This is a genomic window from Marinomonas sp. 63XJN7_9_ISO-PGPR-S23-217 (assembly GCF_056173515.1).
Window position 1 is genome coordinate 1,740,439 of record NZ_CM149678.1, and the last position, 16,587, is coordinate 1,757,025.

The window sequence follows — 16,587 nt, forward strand, 5'->3', positions numbered from 1 at the left end:
TCCTTTTTATCGGGATGGTAATATGAAAATAAAATTAAAACTTAGAAGTAAATTGTTACTTGCTTTTTCTTTAATAGGGATATTACCAGTTGCTATTGTCGCTGCCATTTCATTAATGAAATCTAGTGCCGCATTGGAAAATGACGCATTGGAGCAACTGGTCAGTACACGGGATATTAAGGCAAACCAAATAAAAGGTTACCTTAATAGTGCTAAAAAAAATGTTTCTATTCTATCAAATAGTAGAGATGTACATGAGCTGTTCCGTGCGCTGCAAGTGTATCAAGATTTGGAAGAAGTTGTTTCTGAAAAAGATAAGTTTGGTGTAGACAATATAGACTATAAAGCCATTTGGAAAGAAAGAAGCGACAATCTATTAAAATATGTCGATGTTCTGGGTTATCTCGATCTTTTATTAGTGTCTGCTGATAAGGGGCATATTATTTATAGTGTGAAAAAAGGTAAGGAACTTGGTTCAAATATTAAAAAGGACTTCGATGAAAAAAATCCAGTCTCAGTGTTATGGAAAAAGGTTTTAGAAAAAAAAGGCGTGGCGTTTCAAGATTTTACACCCTATCGCTATCGAGAGAATAGTCCGAGATTCTTTATTGGTTCGCCTGTGTTTAATTTACGTGGTGATGTCGTCGCCGTTATCATTTTAGAATTGTCCGGGGAAGTAATTAATAACATTATGTCTCAGCGTTCAGGACTCGGAAAAACAGGTGAAACCTATCTCATTGGTAAAGACGGCTTAATGCGTTCCGACTCTTATTTGGATAGCGGACATTACTCTGTTGCTAATACATTTTCCAAGCCAGAAAGCAACAAAGCAAACAGTGTAGCAATTAAGGATGCACTGTCGGGTGAAACAGGTTCAAAATTGATCGAAAGTTATTTAGGACATGAAGTGTTGTCTGCCTATGCACCACTAAAATTTGAGGGGACGACGTGGGCGATTGTCGCAGAAAAGTCACGAGGTGAAGCTTTCGGATCGGTGAATGAAATAAAGTGGGTAATCATATTTTCAATATTGATTACCGTCGTTGTCATTATTGTAATAGGTATTGTATTGAGTCGCTCTATTACCAACCCTATTCTTAACATGACCGATATTGTTAATCAATTGGCAAGTGGTAATGTTCGTAAGAGAACAGATATAAAACGTTCAGATGAACTTGGGGATATGGCATCGTCGTTAGATAACTTTGCAGATGAGCTGGAAACCGTTTTTGTGAGTAGTTTAGAAAAAATATCAAAAGGTGATTTGACAAGTAATTTAACGTCTAAAGGCCAACAAGATGTCATCACTAATGCACTGATTAAAACAAATGCTGATCTGAAAAGTATCGTTACGGATATTTCAGGTTATACCAATAGCATCGTTGAGCAAAGCAATAAGGTCATGCTTTCTAGTGAAATAATATTATCTAACACGGCAAGTTCTGAACAATCAATACAGTCGATTTCAGCGGCGATTGTTGAGGTAAATGAACAAGTCAAGATTACGGCCAATACGGCTAAGGAGGCTGATGAGCTGGGTAAAAAAGCGCAGCAGTCGGCTACGATTGGTAGTGATCTTGTGGGCAAAACCGTGTCAGCAATGAATGATATCAGAGAGGCTAGCAGCAATATTTCTTCTATTCTTTCTGCGATAGAAGACATTGCAAATCAAACAAATCTGTTAGCCTTGAATGCGGCGATTGAGGCCGCTAGAGCGGGCGAAGCTGGCAGAGGTTTTGCTGTGGTTGCCGATGAAGTTCGTGCTTTGGCAGCACAAAGTACAAAAGCGGCAAATGAAACCGCTAGGTTAATTGAAGTGGTGGTTGAAAAAACACAAGTAGGTGCAGAAATCTCTGAAAACTCGTCTGAGAGCCTTAAAGAAATAGTTGATTCTATTGAAGTGGTCTGCAATTTGATGGGGAATATTGCCATTGCGTCCGATGAGCAGGCTAGAACGATTGATGATACGAGTAACAATTTAAACCGTATCGCGGCTAAAAATGTTGAAACAACATCTGAAGCCGAAGAGGGGGCTGGCACTTCTCAGAAATTAACAGAGATGTCGTCTGGACTTAAAGGCATTGTGGAGAAATTTACCATCAGTTCCGAGTCCACTGACTCTAACCGTCGGTCCTAAATATCCTATTAAAATTGCTGGCTAAAATAGTAAGCCAGTCAATACAGAGATAAACGAAAACCACTTTTCTGGGATGGAGAAGTGGTTTTTTTATAGCAGTTGATCAAGTGGACTATTGGTTACAGCAAAAAGCTGGCGCACTGACATGCGTATTGACTACGGATCGTCTGAAAAACAATCACAAGTTTGCGTGTTTGTACTGGTAGTGACTCAAAAAGTCTTTTAGGATCAATGTGAGACTTTTTCACGACTACTGTGCTTGCCAATACTTTGTTAAAAACAGACGAAAAATGCTCATTTATAGCGATAAACTCCGCTTTCTCGTCTGTTTTTGCCGCGTCTTGGCGTTGGCTCATAAAGCATGTACACAACAAGCGTGAGGTTGAGGCGTTATATTTTCAAAGGAGTTGAGTGGTGGATTTAGAGTTAGATCACGTTTTTATATTGACCGATAAACCAAAAGAAGCGGGTGATCTTTTGGTTTCTATGGGGCTTGATGAAAGCTTTAGTCGGGATCATAAGGGGCAAGGTACGTCAAATCGTCGGTTTGCATTTTCTAATGGAATGCTCGAAATACTATACGTACGTGATAGTGAAGAGTCGAATAATGGTCCAGCAAAAAAACTGAGATTCCTTGAACGGATACAAACAGAAAACGCATCTCCGTTTGGAATCGTTCTAACGCGAACTAATGACTCCAAATTAGGTATGCCGTTTAGCGGGTGGAAATATCAACCAGACTATTTTGAGCCACCCAATGCATTTCATGTGGGAGAGAATTCTGAGATATTAGAAGAGCCTTTATGCATTTACGTGCCTTTTATCGCTCCAGTGAACAGAATTGAAGAAATAGGAACCTTTAAGTCTATTAGCAACGTGCAACTATCGGTCCCACTAGAGAAAATGTCTGATACGCTTCTTACATTGCAATCGGCGGATAGGCTTGACATTGAGCTTGGTCGTGAGCACATGGTCGTACTTACTCTGGATAATGGGCGTAAGGGATTATCCAAAGACTTGCGCCCAGTTTTGCCATTAATGATTCATTGGTAGATAGGTAAACATATAAGAGTTTTTTCTTGCCCTACGGAATAGTAACTAGAAGCTAGCTTATAAGCTCTATACTTCAACGATAATAGCCAAAATGACTTAAACAGTCGCTCAACCTGACTCGTTAAGTATGCGACTGCGGCGTTATGTTTATCGTTGATTTACTTAGAATATGGAGGAATTATGTCAACAGAACTGAAGGCTTCATCATTGAAAGTACAAGCTTTTTTGTCTCAGCATGGACAGGACTTTGTTGTTCAGCAAATGCCTAGTTCAACTCGGACAGCGAAAGACGCCGCTGAGGCTGTTGGCTGTACGGTTTCCCAAATTGCTAAATCGTTAATTTTTAAAGATGGTGAAACAGGGGAGCCTGTCTTGGTTGTTGCATCCGGTTCTAACATGGTTTGTACCGACAAAGTTAAAGAAGCAACAGGGATTGCATTGGAAAAAGCAGATGCATCCTTTGTACGAGAGAAAGTTGGCTACGCTATAGGTGGGGTTCCTCCCGTGGCACATAATGAGAAGGTTCAAACTCTCCTAGATAAAGACCTACACCAATATACAGAAATTTGGGCGGCTGCGGGTACACCGAATTCTGTGTTTAAACTCAATCCACAGTATCTAGGTGAGCTTACGCAAGGTCTGTGGATAGATTTAGCAAAATAAGCATACCAAGTATTTAAAAAGGGTTCTTTTGGGAGGGCGCCGTTCCCTCCTTTTTGCTGCTGGCTCTGAAGGGTTTCTACTGAACAATTTGTCGTAAACAAACCGTCTAACATGGCTGTCAATACGTGCAACTTTTGTCTAAGCTGATGATGCAAAGCAAAACTCCTCTAGTGGACCAATAGAAGAGCATGATATGGTTTATCAACACCGCTACACCTTATCAAAATGAAGGCAAATCAAGTGAGTAAATCAACAGCAAAACCTTTCTCAGAATCTAAGTTATTACATGCCGACCGCCGTTCCAACACCGAGCACGGTGCGGTGCGCAAACCGTTACATGTTTCCGCTACTTACGCGTACCCAAGTGCTCAAGCATTAGTCGATACTTTCCAAGGCAAGCAATCCGGTTATGTTTACTCGCGTCAAGGAAACCCAACGGGCGCCGCTCTAGAAGCCCAAATTAATATGCTAGAAGACAGCCACAGCACCTGCTGCTTCACCACAGGTATGGCTGCGATTTCAGGTATGATGATCGCTTTACTGCGTCATGGTGACCATATTATTTGTAGTCAATTCCTGTTTGGAAACACGAATAGCTTTATGGGAACCCTCTCTCAATTGGGAGTTGAGATAAGCTTCGTTGACGCCACAGACCCACAGCAGGTTGCATCGGCCATTCGCTCTGATACGCGTATGGTCTTTGTCGAAACGATTGCTAACCCAGGCACACAAGTCGCGGCTTTAGAAGAAATCGGCCAACTGTGCGCGCAGCACGCTATCCTTTATGTGGTAGACAGCACCATGACCACGCCTGTTTTGCTGCAATCTAAAAACATTGGTGCAAGCTTAGTTATACACTCTCTAAGTAAGGGCATCGGCGGGCATGGTAATGCCCTGGGGGGCTCTGTCTCAGATACTGGATTATTTGACTGGAGTACATACCCTAATATCTACCCGGCGTACCAAAAAGGTGACCCAGCTAAGTGGGGCATCACCCAGATTCGTAAAAAAGGTTTACGCGATATGGGGGCGACTTTAAGAGCAGAAGATGCTCATCGTATAGCCACAGGCCTTGAAACCTTGTCACTACGAGTCAAAGCGACCTGCGATAACGCATTAGCGCTGGCGACATGGTTAGAACAACAGCCACAAATCAAGCGAGTCTACTATCCTGGCCTTGCTAGTCATGCACAACATGAACGAGCAGCAGAGGTCTTTAGTGGTTTATATGGCGGTTTATTAAGCTTTGAACTAGACGACACTATTGACTGTTTGGCGTTCTTAGATCGTCTACAAATGGTGATTTTATCTAGTCATCTATCAGATACCCGCACCCTAGCGATTCCAGTGGCTAGAACCATCTTCTGGGAAATGGGGCCAGAGCGCCGTGCCAGTATGGGCATAGATGACAATCTAATTCGACTATCCCTTGGGCTGGAAAATACGAATGATCTGATCGATGATTTTAGACAAGCACTTGCTTAGGGCTAAACCATCACTTGGAGAGCACATCTAGATGATAGGTGTGCTTTTCTAGGTAGAAAAAGCGGGCTTGCTAACTCGTCAAACTTAGTGGACTTTGTTTCTCACCGCAAGTGTGTTTGAGAGGTTGTTGTGTGCTATGAATCCATTGAAAGTTAATCGTAACAGAACCTATAAATTGACTGACTTACCCAATATTGGTAAGGCTGGCGCTTCAGACTTGCAGCGACTTGGAATCATAACCCCCAAAGAGCTTATTGGTCGTAATCCTTATGAAATGTATGAAGAGCTATGTCTCAAAACTGGGCAACGGCATGACCCGTGTGTTATAGATGTTTTTATATCAATTATTCGCTTTATGGAAGGTGAGGGTGCCCAGCCTTGGTGGTCATATACAAGTGAACGCAAGAAGGCTATTGAATGGGTTACTCGCGTCAGCGAGTCTAATAAGGCTTTGTAGCTGCCCTTGGGTAACTGGGGACTCAAACATCTTATAAGTCCTAAACCAAACAATATGCAGCTTTGCGCTTAGCTTGCTAAAATCAGCCCAACCCACTCTTCATTTACTAATCCCTTATTAGTAAGAAACTCTCCTAATGCACCACAGTTTAAAATAAGTCTTTTTCATTGGGCCTTTATCCTTTGATTCTAACTTGTCACTAACTCTGCTTCTCACTGGCAAACTCTACTGTATGAACTATGATTTCTTATCAATGGATGGTTTGATTTTTATTATTGGATGATATTTTAAAAGGCTCATTTATGCAGATTGTGATTTTTACGATCGGTACAGAGGGGGATGTACGCCCACTAGTTGCACTTGCTGTTGGTCTTAAAAACCAAGGTCACCATGTTAGAGTTGCCACGGATATGAGTTGCCAAAATCTTGTTGTGGATCACGGACTTGAATTTTCGCCCTTAACTGGCGATTTCATGGGCTGGATGCACTGTGACAAAGACCTGCAAAAACGCGGTTTATCAACATTTGCTATAGCGAAGGCGTTTCAATCCCAACTTTTGGAAATGAGTCAGAACTGGCCTGAACAGGGGCGGCAAGCGGCACAAGGTGCAGACTTATTGATTGGCAATGGCATGGTGTATTTTTTGGCACAATCGCTTGGTGAAGTGTTCGGAATTCCTGTCGTTGAAACGCAATTAGTACCAACCATGCCATCGCATCATGTGCCTATCATGCCTTTGCCTGGCTGGATGAAGAGCTTGCCACCGGCGATGAATGTTGGTCTTGGTCATCTTACTCGCCAGATTGTGTGGTATGTCTATCAACCAGTTTATAACAAAGTGGTGCGGCCACGGCTGGGGTTAGCAGCTTATCCACGTTTTGGTCCATACTATCAGAAGAAATTTCAGTGCCCTAAGATGTTTGCTTACAGCCCATGCCTTATTGAGCCGCGCAAAAGCTGGCCTTCAAGGATTCAGACAACTGGACCATGGATGCTTGAAACGAGTGCCACTTGGAAGCCACCGTCAGAATTGCTTGACTTTCTTCGGGCGGGGCCGAAGCCCATTTATATCGGTTTTGGCAGTATGTTCCATCATGATGCCCAAGCTTTTACCGATATGATTCAGGCCTCTATTGAAGAGACCGGACAGAGGGTCATCCTCGCGACTGGCTGGGGTGGTTTGCATGTCAAAAACATGTCTGAGGCCAGTCGAGACAAGATGTTAAGTGTTGGCCATATTCCACATGATTGGCTTTTCCCCCGCATCGCATTGGCCGTTCATCATGGTGGTGCAGGCACGACCCATGCTGTGCTTCGCGCTGGAATTCCGTCGGTTGTTGTGCCTGTTTTTGGTGATCAGCCATTTTGGGCACGGCGTCTGGAAAGACTTGGTGTGGCACCTAGAGCTTTGCCGCGTGAAACCTTGACCTCAGCAGACTTAACAAAGGCCATTACCCTTGCCTCCAGTACGGAAATGCGAGCAAGGGCCCGTGTTGTAGCAACGATGCAACAGGCCGAAAATGGTGTAGACAATGCCATTAAAGCGTTGCAGAATTTTGGTCTTTTGTCCGCGTGATTTAAAAGGGTATAAATGACGAATGCACGGTCTGTTTTCTGTTGTTTTGCCATGAAGTGTTACGGCATACTTAGATAATGGCGCAGGAATTTTTCTGCCGTGTATGAATCGGAGTCAGTATGTCTTTCTTGGTACCCATGTCAAAACCTTTTTTTGCACCTTATATTGAAGAGTTGATAGTGCAATACGCAAAGGAGAATGTAGAGGCGGGTCGGTGGCAAAGGTCTGGATCATTATCTCGAGCTAGGCGTGATATTGAGCGATTGTTACCGTGCGGAATAGACACGGAAAACCATCATTTTTTTGAAATGAAAGTGCCAGAAGTAAACGAAACAGTGGGTATGGTCTGGTTGTCGCTGGAGAACAGTGCAACGACGAGTACGGTGTTTATTTACGATTTAGAAGTCAAGGCTGAGCATCGTCGAAAAGGTTATGCCAAGCTTGCTTTGCGGGAAATTGAAGACTTCGCCGCGACACATAATATTGTCAATATTGGTTTGCATGTTTTTTCTAATAATGCTGCTGCACAAAAGCTTTACAATGAAATGGGTTATGAAACCGTGAGTATTAACATGGTGAAAAAAATTAGCCAAGCTGACGTTTGATTTTTAGAGAGAAAAGAGTGCAATAAAAAACATTCAGCCTAGTACGAACTAGGCTGAATGTTTATGGAATGGGTGGGACTAGTCGAGCATACTTCGTAGTACGTACTGTAATATGCCGCCGTGTTTGTAGTAATCCCATTCTTTTGGTGTATCAATGCGTATGTCAGCATTGAAGGTGATTTTATTACCCTCGCTATCGGTTGCCACAACGGTGACGTCATCGGCTTTGTCGAGTAAGCCTGTAATATCAAATTGTTCTTGTCCTGTTAGACCAAGCGATTCGTAACTTTCACCGTCTTTGAATTGAAGCGGTAAGACGCCCATGCCTATTAAATTAGAGCGATGAATTCGCTCATAACTTTCTGCAATGACGGCTTTAACACCCAGTAACAATGAGCCTTTCGCCGCCCAATCCCTTGATGAACCTGTACCGTACTCTTTACCCGCTAAAATAATGAGTGGGGTATTTTCCTTATGATAGGTCACTGAGGCATCATAAATGCTGGCCAAGTTATTGTCAGGCTGAGTACGCGTAATACCACCTTCCGTGCCAGGGGCAAGCAGATTTTTCAGTCTTACGTTGGCGAAAGTACCGCGGACCATGACTTCGTGGTTGCCTCGGCGCGAGCCGTATGAATTAAACTGCGCTTTTTCGACACCATGTTCTTGCAGGTATAAACCCGCTGGAGAGTCTGCTTTTATTGAACCTGCTGGAGAAATATGGTCGGTAGTGACTGAATCTCCAAGTTTGGCTAAGCAGCGCGCCCCTTCAATGGTTGGAACACCTGGAGGATCAATACTCATACCATCAAAGAAGGTGACTTTTTTAATGTAGGTTGATTTGTCGTTCCAGTCGTAAAGTTTGCCATCGGGTATTTTAATTTGTTGCCAGTGTTTATCGCCTTCGTATACGTTAGCGTAGCTTTTGGCGAACATTTCTTTGGTCACGATCTCTTTGACAAGATCACTGACTTCTTTAACACTTGGCCAAATGTCTTTTAGGTAAATCTCTTTGCCGTTTGTGTTTTGCGCTAGAGGTTCCTTATAAACATCAATATCGGTACGACCTGCGAGGGCATAAGCGACAACCAGCGGTGGTGAGGCAAGGAAATTCATTTTCACATCTTGGTGAATTCGCCCTTCAAAATTTCGGTTCCCCGATAAAATAGAACTAACAATCAGTTGATTGTTTTGAATAGCATCGGATATTTCACTGGCTAATGGACCTGAGTTACCGATACAAGTGGTGCAGCCATAGCCGACAAGGTTAAAGCCAAGATATTCTAGGTCATCCATTAACCCTGCTTTTTCTAAGTAGTCGGTGACCACTTTAGAACCAGGTGCCAGAGATGTTTTAACCCAAGGTTTAACATTAATACCCAATTCTTTTGCTTTTTTAGCCACTAAACCGGCCGCTAAAATAACGCTTGGATTGGAAGTATTGGTACAGCTAGTAATGGCGGCGATAACACAAGCGCCATCACTCAATTCAAATTCTTGGCCGTTATAATGTACGATGGCAGCGCCTTTCATGGGGGCTTCATCAACGGATTCATCAGGATGGGTGACAGGGCCTTCGCCTTCTATACGAATGTGTTCTTCACTGCTTTTTTCTTCACGCGCCAGACGCTCGTCTTGAAAGCCTTTTAAATGTTGGCGAATCGCTTCACCTGCTTTATCAAGAGCAATTCTGTCCTGTGGGCGTTTAGGGCCTGCCAGACTGGGTACAACACTCGCAAGATCCAGTTCAAGGGCATCGGTATAGTCGGCTTCATCACCATCATTACGCCATAGTCCTTGGTGTTTTGCGTAGTCCTCAATTAGGCTAAGTTGTGTTTCGTCGCGGTTGGTTAAACGCAGGTAATTAATGGTTTCGTCATCAATCGGGAAAATACCACAGGTTGCCCCATATTCTGGTGCCATATTGGCAATGGTTGCTCTATCAGCAAGGGGTAAATCAGCGAGACCGTCACCATAAAATTCGACAAATTTACCAACAACGCCATGCTTCCGCAGCATTTCAGTGATGGTTAGAACGAGGTCTGTGGCGGTGGTGCCTTCTGGTAGGCGGCCGCTTAATTTAACGCCAACAACCTGAGGGATCAGTAAACTAATGGGTTGACCAAGCATAGCCGCTTCGGCTTCAATGCCACCCACTCCCCAGCCCAGAATGCCTAAGCCGTTTATCATGGTGGTATGAGAGTCGGTGCCTACTAAGGTATCTGGATAAGCAAATTTTTGGCCGTCCCGATCTTCGTTAAATACCACACGGGCCAGATATTCTAAATTGACCTGGTGAACAATGCCGGTAGCAGGCGGCACGACTTTAAGGTTATTAAAGGCGCTTTGACCCCAGCGTAAGAACTCGTAGCGTTCTTTGTTTCTTTCATATTCCAGTTTGGTGTTTAAATCAAATGCACGAGAATTACCGTAACCATCGACTTGCACTGAGTGGTCAATCACCAGCTCCGCAGGCGATAACGGGTTTATTTTAGCGGGATCACCGCCTAACTTTTCCATGGCGTCACGCATAGCCGCCAGATCCACAATGGCTGGGACACCTGTAAAATCTTGCATGACAACTCGGGCGGGGGTAAAAGCAACTTCGGAAGTAGGTTTGGCTTGAGGGTCCCAGTCTAGTAAAGCCTGGATATCGTGTTCTTTGATATTAACGCCATCTTCATTGCGAAGAAGGTTTTCGAGCAATATTTTTAAAGAAAATGGCAGTCGTTTGGCTTTATCGCCAAGCCCTTTTAAGGAATGGATATGAAATTGCTCGCCGTTAACAGTTATCTGTTGTTGGGTATCGAAACTATTGTTCATCTTGTTCCCCTTTGGTTTTAGAGATCATTGCACGATTACTGCGTTTGCCAACCTTGTGGTTAAAAAGAGCCCCCCATTGGCGTGCTTGCGATTTCGTACAAAGGTTTCTATTCGGCAGATATATTTAAAAACACCTCTACTTATAGTGCAGTTCGATGAAAGAAAAAAGTGTAACAATACTTTTTTACTTAGACGACCTCATTTGCATGATATGCCTCCTTTTGCTTGCTTTCACCCAATCTTTTAGACCTGTGTGATAAACACGAACCTTAATTCTTTCGCATTTAATTTTTAGGACAATTGGGTTGCTAAGTGTGCCCTTTGTCGCAGAAAACCTTAGCGTGTCAGGCTCTCGTTTATGCTTCTAGAGAAGAGAGCTGCATCGCATTCACCTAACAAAAAGCAAAAAAGTTGAAAAATGATTGATCTGTCTTCTTTTTGATGAAAAAAGTGTCGTTCCCTTCCATTAAATAAGGGGAGGGAACTGGAAATGCCAACGAAAAAGACAAGTTTAACCCTAACACATTTTAAATAGTCTTGTTGTTTATAATAGCCTGGCCGATTCGGCCAGGCTATTTAGTGACAGAGTGTCTTCTTGCTTCCTTAAAAGTGCGGAGTCGCTAATTTAGCCAAGCGCCTTCAGGCTGTCGTCCATTGCGTTGATAAAGAAATCCACTTCCTTTTTCCCCCAGGTCAGTGATGGCCGAATTTTTAGGGTGCCCGGAAGGGATTTTCCGATCATGACTTGGCGTTTGATCATCTCATTAATCAATTGCTCTGTTTCTTTTTCCGCTGGAGTACGGTTTTCCCTGCTTGTCACTAGCTCCAAGCCTACTAACATCCCGCGCCCGCGGACATCACCGATAAGAGGGTGTTTTTCTGCTAACTGGCGGAGTCTTGCGCGTAGCTGGTCGCCAATGTCATTGGATTTCTGTACCAGTTTTTCACGTTCGATGACGTCAAGCACGGCCATTCCTGCCGCACAGGCAACGGTATTTCCGCCAAAGGTACTGAACAGAAGAGGGTGGGTGCCACCGATGAACTGCTTCATCATCTGGCTAGAAAGAATCACCACACCCAGAGGATGGCCGTTAGCGACGGGCTTACCCATGGTAATAAAATCGACTTTTTCTGGGTTCAATCCCGCTCCCATGAAGCCCCAAAAAGTTCCCATTCGTCCGAGGCCTGCTTGCACTTCATCGGCGATGACATAACCGCCCGCCGCATGGGCTTTATCGGCAATTCGGTCAAAGTAGCTGTCGGGCGGAGTGATGACGCCGTGGGCGCACATGGCCGTATCGAGTATAAGGGCGGCTGGCTGAAAGTCGCGCTGATTTAGAGCTTGTATGGCACGGTCCGCATCCGCTGCGTAAAGGGCTGCCGCATCGGGATGGTCTGCGTAAGGGCCGTTGTACATATCCGGCTCGATTAGACACTCGATCTGTGTTGGGTATTGAGCTTCTGGCAGATGCAGCCATGACTCTGGAGAATATTTTGTCGTCAGTTCAGTACAACCATGATAGGCGTTATTAAGGACTAAGCCACCCTGATGACCACTTAGAGACTGGGCTATCTGTATCGCTAGGTCGTTGGCTTCGCTGCCAGAATTGACAAAAATGCAAGTGTCCAGATGGTCGGGAAGGTCTTTGGTCAGTCTTGCGGCGTAGTCCGCGACAATGTCACACATATAGCGTGTATTGGTGTTCAGTGCCTCGGCCTGACGAGCGATTGCTTTGACAATATGCGGGTTACAGTGGCCCATTTGGGGAACGTTATTGTAAGCATCAAGATAGGCTGTGCCATCTGCACTGTACATCCAGCCGCCTTGAGCGCGCGTGATGTGTAATGGTTGATCATAAAAATGCCAAATTTTACCCAGATGTTGCTCTCTGTGTTGGACTAACTCATCTTGATGATCTGAAAATTGGGGCCCCTTGTTGTCAATTGGGCTGTAGACAGGGAAGCGTAAGGCGTCACGCAACCGACGAGTAACGGTTTCTTGGCCCATTTCGTTTAGCTTGAATAGCATCTTGGTAAAGAGGCGATCTTCCAGATGTGTTCCTGCCTCGGGGTCGTTGAGTTTGCGGTAGTTGATGATAAGAGAGGCTATCGCTAGTCGTAGATGCATCACATCAAACAGTAAATCAACTTCTTGTCCTGTGAGGGGATAGGCGCTGTCGTACCCTTGTGCAACATGCAATAAGGGGCGGATGGGGTCTTCCTCATCTTCGGCGTAGGTCTCGGAGATGGTGACAATTTCTGCCAAAATGCTGTTAAATGCCACATCTCCGAAGTCCAGAATTGCGGCTATTTCAGTCGGATCGTCATGACTTACCATCACATTGGCGTCGTTAGCGTCCTGATGAACCAGTTGGCAACGTGTTTTTTTCAGGGCTGGCAGGGTGTGATGTTCTGCTTTATCGAAGGTAGAAGTGAGCAGATCGCGCAGTTCCCCTTCTGGTAGGCCAGGGAGCATATCGCGTAATTGCAGACAATGTCCTAGATCCCAAAGGTGCTGGTTACTGCCTGCATAGGGGTGATAAAAACTTTGTAGCGCGGCGTTCATCCGTCCCATGGTGGCACCGATATTAAAGTAATACTCATCGCAATAGGCTTCTGGGGTATTTTCCACAACACGGCCATCCATAAAGGCAATCAGGCGGATCATATGGCGCTCACCACTTAGCTCGGACGTAATCCACTCGTAGGCGTTATGCTGACGGGTTGGTATGACAGGAGGTACGACCAAGGTAGGATCTTGTTCAAGGATATGTTCGACCGCCTTTATTTGAAGGTCAACAATCCCCTCGGGTTCTTGCGCATTGGAAATTTTGATCACTCCTTGAGGGCCCTCTTCATTACGAACCAGCCAAGCGAGATCCCGTTCGCTATTCAGTGCGGTGAAGCTCCCTTCTAGACCATACAGTTCCTTGACCAGAGATTTAATCTGAGAGAGTTCAAACTGAGGTGGATTTCGCTTCGCTAGAGATAAGTGATTCGTCATAGTGTTGTCCTTTCAAGAAGTAAGTAGCCGCTGTCTGCATGGGGTCATCGCAGACCATTGAGCCTATTCTGAGGTGAGGTCGAAAAGAAGAAAATAACCCCTATGGCGTAGTTGACCGTGATCAGAGGTGGAAAAATACCCTGCAAAGGGTATACCGCTTTGGCCCGGAGGGATTCAGAGTAGTGGAGGTTGTGTTGAGCGGTAAGCGGAAGCCTTGACGCTAATTCAACCGACCCCCTTCGTTTGATTTCCACAAAAACAGGATGAAAACCGCTATGAATGAGACGATTAAAGCAATGCTGGAAAAATACAATGTCACACCAGAGACCCGCGCTTTTATTGAAGCCGGTCATCAGAAGATGTTTATCGACGGTCAATTTGTCGATAGCGAGGATGGAGCGACGCTTAATATTGAAGACCCGTCCAATGGTGCGCATTTGTTGACAGTACCTAAAGCGACTGTAGCCGATTTGGACCGAGCCGTTGCCGCCGCTAACCGCGCATTCAGAACGGGTCCATGGGCAGAGATGAAGCCAAATGAGCGTCAAGCACTATTATTCCGCATGGCTGATGTAATGGAAGCTCACGCTCAGACTTTGGCTGAACTGGAAGCAATTGACGCGGGTAAGGCGATCAGTGGTTGTCATGAAGTGGATATTGCTGGGTCGATCGACTTTTTGCGTTACATGGCCGGATGGACGACGAAGATAGAAGGCAGCACCCGTAACGTCTCCTGTCCTGGGGAAGCGTTTGGTTTTACCTTGAAAGAACCGATTGGCGTTGTTGGTGCGATTGTGCCATGGAACTGGCCGCTGAACATGGCGATGTGGAAAATGTGCGCACCGCTGGTGGTGGGTTGTACGATTGTGCTGAAACCTGCAGAGATCACGCCGATGAGTATGATCTATTTAATGAGAATCTGGCAGGAAGCTGGATTACCGGATGGTGTGGTGAATATTGTCATTGGCACGGGGACTGAGATTGGTAGCCCTCTAGCCGGCCATCCAGGAATCAACAAAGTGTCCTTCACTGGCTCAACACCTGTGGGTAAGCTGGTGGGGAAAGCCGCTTTGGAAAACATGAATCCTGCTACGTTAGAGTTAGGCGGAAAATCTGCCATGGTTGCTTTTGATGATGCCAATCTAGAGGATATCGTCACAGGAACATTGCAATCCGTTTTCTTTAATTCTGGTCAGACCTGTTCTGCTGGTTCGCGTCTATATGTTCAGCGTGGCTTGTATGACCAAGCCGTTGCTGCCGTTGCAAAAGCGGCCAATGATATGGTGATTGGCGATCCGCTTGATACGAGCATTACGCAAGGGCCACAAATTAGTCGTCGTCAACTGGATAAGATACTTAACTATATTGAATCGGGTAAAGCCGAAGGCGCTCGATTGGTGTGCGGTGGCGAACAAGTGGATCGCCCTGGCTATTACATGCAGGCGACGGTATTTGCCGATTGTAATAATTCAATGAAAATCGTACGCGAAGAGATCTTTGGCCCTGTACTGGCTGTTATTCCGTTTGAGACGGAAGAAGAGGCGGTGCGCCTAGCGAATGATTCGGATTATGGTCTTACTGCCTCTGTGTTTACTCAGGACGTGAGCCGAGCACATCGACTGATTAAGAAAATGGAAGCCGGTACGGTCTTTGTGAACACCCATGATGCGATGGATTCTTCGTTGCCGTTTGGTGGTTACAAACAGTCGGGTATCGGCCGTGATTTGGGGCCTGAGCAATTAGAACACTTCCTACAAGTAAAAACGGTGATCATGCAGTTATAATGGGCTATTCGTTGCTGGGGAAATTTGTATGTCCTGCAACGGATAAAGCAGGCACATACAAATGAGGTACTGATGAGCAGAACAATACACCCAACAGCCATAGCAATGATTACCCGTTTGTCCGAAGGTTTGATCCAGCTCGTTCCACAGATCGGTAGTGAGGACTTTCCTCACTTACTGGTTGAAGTGATCAAGCTATTTGTTCCTGCGGATGAGATAACACTGATTTTATTTGAGGATAAGCCTGAAGTTTTGGTGTCGGAGAAAACCGAGCAGATAGGTAATCAGTCAATTGATATGTATCTTGCGGGGGCCTATTTACTGGACCCATTTTACCGCGCGAGTGTCGAGTTGACGCAAAGCCAATTTTTCACTTATGACGAACTCGTCCCTGATGGGTTTCGTCAGAGTGAGTTCTACAAGCAGTATTTGGTTAAGATTGGACTTGAAGATGAGTGTGGCTATCTGATTATCTTCCCAGGAGGGCAGTTTCTGCATCTGAGTATTGGCCATGGTAGAGGGAGTTCGTCTCGCTTAACCCTCTCAGAACAGCAACTGCTTGACATTTTGACGCCTCTCATTGATATGTTGTGTCAGCAGCATTGGGGGGAACAACTGTCGAAACCCCTTAACCGTCAATTAGATCAGGCGTTGGCTAATTTTGGCTCTTCAAAACTGACAGAACGGGAGTGCGCTGTTATCCGTATGGTATTACAGGGGTATTCTCCAGCAGCCATTGCCGACAAGCTATTTATCTCTCCGGGAACCGTACGGGTTCACTTGCGTAATAGCTACAAAAAGCTTGATATCGGTTCTCAGCTTGATCTGCATAATTTGTTTATAGGTGCTTTGATGCAATTTGAACACTATGAGGGGGGCGATCCGTTAGAGGGGTTTTTCTGAACGCCTGATGCCCTTTGATGCCGTATCAAAATAGGGCGTTAGGAAAACGCTATATAGTCTCATCGGCAGTAGCACTATCGCCGATACAGTTTTAGA

The 16,587-nt window shown here is 45.0% G+C and carries 11 protein-coding genes; 9 read left to right on the top strand and 2 right to left on the bottom strand.

Going from position 1 to position 16,587, the window contains the following annotated elements; translation table 11 throughout:
- Window positions 1–22 precede the first annotated feature (22 nt).
- The 7 genes from AC0VYI_RS08200 (at window position 23) to AC0VYI_RS08230 (ending at window position 7,977) form a co-directional block, all read left to right on the top strand.
- A complete protein-coding gene (locus AC0VYI_RS08200; protein WP_475448571.1) occupies window positions 23–2,137 on the top strand; it encodes a methyl-accepting chemotaxis protein in 2,115 nt (704 codons plus the stop codon).
- A 414-nt stretch (window positions 2,138–2,551) separates the two neighbouring features.
- Window positions 2,552–3,190, top strand: coding sequence for a hypothetical protein (locus tag AC0VYI_RS08205; RefSeq protein ID WP_475448572.1), 639 nt, complete (start codon window positions 2,552–2,554; stop codon window positions 3,188–3,190).
- A 180-nt stretch (window positions 3,191–3,370) separates the two neighbouring features.
- On the top strand, window positions 3,371–3,853 hold the full coding sequence (locus tag AC0VYI_RS08210; protein ID WP_475448574.1) for a YbaK/EbsC family protein: 483 nt from the start codon (window positions 3,371–3,373) through the stop codon (window positions 3,851–3,853).
- A 240-nt stretch (window positions 3,854–4,093) separates the two neighbouring features.
- Window positions 4,094–5,338, top strand: coding sequence for a cystathionine gamma-synthase family protein (locus AC0VYI_RS08215; protein ID WP_325097301.1), 1,245 nt, complete (start codon window positions 4,094–4,096; stop codon window positions 5,336–5,338).
- A 136-nt stretch (window positions 5,339–5,474) separates the two neighbouring features.
- Entirely contained in the window at window positions 5,475–5,795 is a 321-nt protein-coding gene (locus tag AC0VYI_RS08220) for a helix-hairpin-helix domain-containing protein (protein ID WP_475448576.1), read from the top strand.
- A gap of 302 nt (window positions 5,796–6,097) precedes the next feature.
- The gene (locus tag AC0VYI_RS08225; RefSeq protein ID WP_475448577.1) at window positions 6,098–7,372 is read left to right on the top strand and encodes a glycosyltransferase; all 1,275 of its coding nucleotides are present in this window, start codon (window positions 6,098–6,100) and stop codon (window positions 7,370–7,372) included.
- A gap of 119 nt (window positions 7,373–7,491) precedes the next feature.
- Window positions 7,492–7,977 carry a GNAT family N-acetyltransferase gene (locus AC0VYI_RS08230; RefSeq protein ID WP_199477163.1) on the top strand — a complete coding sequence of 162 codons (486 nt, stop codon included), beginning with the start codon at window positions 7,492–7,494 and terminating at the stop codon, window positions 7,975–7,977.
- 78 nt (window positions 7,978–8,055) lie between these two features.
- Here AC0VYI_RS08230 and acnA read toward each other — a convergent pair whose 3' ends face one another.
- Both acnA and AC0VYI_RS08240 read right to left on the bottom strand, forming a co-directional pair.
- Complete coding sequence (gene acnA / locus AC0VYI_RS08235; RefSeq protein ID WP_475448579.1) at window positions 8,056–10,800, bottom strand: aconitate hydratase AcnA; 2,745 nt, start codon at window positions 10,798–10,800, stop codon at window positions 8,056–8,058.
- A 625-nt stretch (window positions 10,801–11,425) separates the two neighbouring features.
- Window positions 11,426–13,804, bottom strand: coding sequence for an aminotransferase class III-fold pyridoxal phosphate-dependent enzyme (locus AC0VYI_RS08240; protein ID WP_475448580.1), 2,379 nt, complete (start codon window positions 13,802–13,804; stop codon window positions 11,426–11,428).
- Window positions 13,805–14,079: 275 nt separating this feature from the next.
- On the opposite strand from AC0VYI_RS08240, the gene AC0VYI_RS08245 reads away from it, so the two are divergent.
- Window positions 14,080–15,588: an aldehyde dehydrogenase family protein gene (locus AC0VYI_RS08245; RefSeq protein ID WP_475448582.1), complete on the top strand. Its 1,509-nt coding sequence runs from the start codon at window positions 14,080–14,082 to the stop codon at window positions 15,586–15,588.
- A gap of 72 nt (window positions 15,589–15,660) precedes the next feature.
- Window positions 15,661–16,491 carry a helix-turn-helix transcriptional regulator gene (locus AC0VYI_RS08250; RefSeq protein WP_475448584.1) on the top strand — a complete coding sequence of 277 codons (831 nt, stop codon included), beginning with the start codon at window positions 15,661–15,663 and terminating at the stop codon, window positions 16,489–16,491.
- The last annotated feature ends 96 nt before the right edge of the window (window positions 16,492–16,587 follow it).

Bases quoted from the DNA above. Each gene is read 5' to 3' on its own strand.
- acnA (WP_475448579.1), bottom strand. From the start codon at position 10,800: ATGAACAATAGTTTCGATACCCAACAACAGATAACTGTTAACGGCGAG.
- AC0VYI_RS08220 (WP_475448576.1), top strand. From the start codon at position 5,475: ATGAATCCATTGAAAGTTAATCGTAACAGAACCTATAAATTGACTGAC.
- AC0VYI_RS08200 (WP_475448571.1), top strand. From the start codon at position 23: ATGAAAATAAAATTAAAACTTAGAAGTAAATTGTTACTTGCTTTTTCT.
- AC0VYI_RS08225 (WP_475448577.1), top strand. From the start codon at position 6,098: ATGCAGATTGTGATTTTTACGATCGGTACAGAGGGGGATGTACGCCCA.
- AC0VYI_RS08245 (WP_475448582.1), top strand. From the start codon at position 14,080: ATGAATGAGACGATTAAAGCAATGCTGGAAAAATACAATGTCACACCA.
- AC0VYI_RS08240 (WP_475448580.1), bottom strand. From the start codon at position 13,804: ATGACGAATCACTTATCTCTAGCGAAGCGAAATCCACCTCAGTTTGAA.
- AC0VYI_RS08250 (WP_475448584.1), top strand. From the start codon at position 15,661: ATGAGCAGAACAATACACCCAACAGCCATAGCAATGATTACCCGTTTG.
- AC0VYI_RS08230 (WP_199477163.1), top strand. From the start codon at position 7,492: ATGTCTTTCTTGGTACCCATGTCAAAACCTTTTTTTGCACCTTATATT.
- AC0VYI_RS08210 (WP_475448574.1), top strand. From the start codon at position 3,371: ATGTCAACAGAACTGAAGGCTTCATCATTGAAAGTACAAGCTTTTTTG.